The following is a 3,447-nucleotide window of genomic DNA, read 5'->3' on the forward strand; positions in this document are numbered from 1 at the left end:
GCTACACGTTTCTCAAAAACATCCGATGTCGGGTTCATAATTCGGGAGTAAATATTTCCAAATTCCTGCAATGCAAATAGATTCGCTGCATGATCTGTATCTTTGAATCCGTAAGATGTCGTCTGGTAGATAGGTACCGCGCGCGACAACGTAGTCGGATCGATTTGCTGACCTCCGTGGACGGATAGTGTATCAAGGGAAAGCTTGCGTTGTTCTGACATTTTCTCGACTCCTTCAAATGAGTTAATAGATAATGGCAAACGGAAGTTGTAAATGTCCGCTTCTTTCCATTCTCTCACAATTATGGACGAGCTACAATGCTGTCTTCCAATCCTTTTAATAGTTTTTCTCCAATTCCCTTGACACGGAGTAAATCATTAACGGTTGCAAATTTGCCGTTTCTTTCTCTATCTTCAATAATTGCTTTTGCTTTGGACGGTCCGATTCCTTTCAAATCATCAAGTTCTGCCTCCGTTGCGCGGTTGATATCAAGCTTTGCTGCATCATCCATGTCCGCATCAACAATCGGTGCTGCTGGCGCAGTGGATACAATCGTATCTTCCTTTAAAGCAGCTCTCCCATCCGGCTCATTCCGATGATCAACACCCGCAGCCGATGCTTCTTGCTCCTTTTCCGGGATCATCTCAGTATCCTTCTTGTTCTTTACGTCTTCTTCACCGGTATCTGCTGCATCAATTGCAGCGACTGCAGATTTCACAGCATCGTTTAAAGGTACCCAATTACCTCTTTCCGGCTGCTTAGGCTCCATAAAAGCAGCGGCCAGCAATATAGCTGCAGCAAGTATTAAAATAGAAGCAAATAAAATGGCTTTGCTAGAAATCGTTCCAGTTAAAGGCTTCACTTCTTCACTCTCCTTTGAAAGCGACGAATTATTTGGTAATTAGTGACATATGAAACAAGTCCTGCGGAATAAGGTAAGAGAGCACACGAAATGAGTACGGCTATTGAAATTTTCACTCGGGATTTGTTCGCATATAACCTTTCTCTACAAATTAAAGCAGGTTATGTGCGCGCCAAACCTATAGGAGGGTTCAGCATGAATGTCGGATTTATCGGGACGGGCACAATGGGAAGCCTGCTCATTGAAGCTTTGATCGCATCTGGTGCATTATCACCAAAACAAATTGCCGTCAGCAACCGCACCTTTGCAAAAGCGCAAGCCTTGGCCAACCGTTATTCCGGCATGAGAGCCGAATATACGAATGCTGCGGCTGCCTGCGGCTGCGATATTGTTTTTTTGTGCGTAAAGCCTTTGGAGTTTAAAAAAGTGGTCGATGATTTGAAGGCAACTATTCGACCAAATCAGATTGTCGTATCTATAACGAGTCCTGTCCTTATCTCTCATCTAGAAGGGGAACTCGATTGCAAGGTAGCTAAGGTTATTCCGAGCATTACAAATTATGTATGGAGCGGAGCATCGCTTTGTATTTATGGGGAAACGATTGATGAGAATGATATGGCTCATCTGGAGGACTTATTATCCCATATTAGTCAGCCGCTGCGAATAGATGAGAATTACACACGCATCGTATCCGACATTTCAAGCTGCGGACCAGCTTTTATGTCTTTCCTGCTTGAGCAATTTGTGGATGCTGCGGTTGCAGAAACGGGTATAAGCCGTGATGAAGCGCTGCGTGTTGCAAGCGCCATGCTGCTCGGAACCGGCTTGCTGCTGACCGAAGGCGGCCTTACACCAGCAGAGGTGCAAGAGAGAGTTGCCGTCCCTGGCGGCATTACAGCCAAAGCGCTAAACCTGCTGCGCCGCGAGACAGAAGGAGTATTCAATCAACTCATCCGTACGACACATGCAAAGTTCGATGAAGATGTGGTCAAGGTTTCRACCGCCTTTATAGGCGAAGAGGTGAACGGTCAATAGCTGTTCTTCAGCTAATGCCCGCTCACCTCTTCTGTTTGTCTTAATTAGCAACGATATTAACTAGCTTGCCTTTTACCGCAATGACTTTACGGATTGTTTTGCCGGCAATCAGCTCTTGCACCTTCTCAAGTTCTTTCGCTATGCTTTCCATCTCAGCAACGTCCATATCAGCTGCAATGGAGATGCGATCTGCGATTTTACCATTTACTTGTACGACGATCTCAACCTCTTGATCGACCGTCCAAGCTTCTTCGAACGTCGGGAACGCTGCATACGTAAGCGAATCCGTGCGTCCCAGCTTCTCCCATAGCTCTTCCGCGATATGCGGCGCAATTGGAGAAATCAATTGAACGAATTGCTCCATTGCTGCTTGCGGAAGCACATCTGTTTTGTAGGCTTCGTTTACAAAAATCATGAGCTGGCTGATTACGGTGTTGAAGCGAAGTCCCTCATAATCATCCGTAATTTTTTTGATTGAACGATGCCATGTGCGCTTGAATGCATCACTTGTTTCGYCATTGCCGATTTTGGCATTCAAGCTGCCATCCTCGTTCACGAACAAACGCCATACACGGTTAAGGAAACGATATGTTCCTTCCACACCATTGGTATTCCAAGGTTTCGTTGCTTCAAGCGGACCCATAAACATTTCGTACATACGTAGCGTATCTGCGCCAAACTCGTTTACGATATCATCTGGATTGATAACATTTCCACGCGATTTGGACATTTTTTCGTTGTTGTTTCCAAGAATCATGCCTTGGTTGACAAGCTTATGGAACGGCTCCTTTGTATCTACAACGCCGATATCATAAAGCACCTTGTGCCAGAAACGAGCGTAAAGCAGATGCAGTACAGCATGCTCAGCGCCACCGATGTAAAGGTCAACCGGCAGCCATTGCTTTTGCTTCTCTGGCGAACAAAGCTGTTTGTCGTTTTTAGGATCGATGAAGCGCAGGTAGTACCAGCAGCTGCCAGCCCATTGCGGCATCGTGTTCGTTTCACGGCGAGCCTTCATGCCCGTTTCAGGATCGATCGTGTTCACCCATTCCGTAACGCTGGCAAGCGGTGATTCCCCAGTTCCTGAAGGAGTGATAGCATCAACATCAGGCAGCAGAAGCGGAAGCTGATCCTCAGGAACAGTCTTCATCGTACCATCCTCCAAGTGAAGGATCGGAATCGGCTCACCCCAGTAGCGCTGGCGGCTGAACAACCAATCGCGCAGGCGGTAAGTGATTTTCCCTTTTCCTTTGCCCGACGCATCCAGATGCTCTATCATTTTCGCAATCGCTTCTTCATTCGTCAAACCGTTCAAGAAATCGGAATTGACATGAATGCCGTCGCCTGCATAAGCTTCCTTCGTAACATCTCCGCCTTGCACAACCTCAACGATTGGCAAATCAAATTGCTTAGCAAATTCCCAGTCGCGAGCGTCATGACCTGGAACAGCCATAATAGCACCCGTTCCATAACCAGCAAGAACATAATCTGCGATCCAGATTTGTGTTTTCACGCCATTAACGGGATTAATGGCATAAGCTCCTGTGAAC

At 46.5% G+C, this 3,447-nt stretch carries 4 protein-coding genes; 1 reads left to right on the top strand and 3 read right to left on the bottom strand.

From position 1 onward, the window contains the following. The coding region (locus tag AC1DSE_RS32915) for a PLP-dependent transferase (protein WP_477528887.1) at positions 1-221 on the bottom strand (221 nt) is incomplete at its 3' end. An 80-nt stretch (positions 222-301) separates the two neighbouring features. Continuing rightward, complete coding sequence (locus AC1DSE_RS32920; protein WP_477511352.1) at positions 302-862, bottom strand: ComEA family DNA-binding protein; 561 nt, start codon at positions 860-862, stop codon at positions 302-304. A gap of 195 nt (positions 863-1,057) precedes the next feature. Between AC1DSE_RS32920 and comER the strand changes: the two genes are divergently transcribed. Then, entirely contained in the window at positions 1,058-1,897 is an 840-nt protein-coding gene (gene comER, locus AC1DSE_RS32925) for a late competence protein ComER (protein WP_477528888.1), read from the top strand. 40 nt (positions 1,898-1,937) lie between these two features. Here comER and leuS read toward each other — a convergent pair. Further along, on the bottom strand, positions 1,938-3,447 hold a 1,510-nt coding region (leuS, locus tag AC1DSE_RS32930; RefSeq protein WP_477528889.1), incomplete at its 5' end, for a leucine--tRNA ligase.

Source organism: Paenibacillus sp. 01L418 (genome assembly GCF_056400045.1).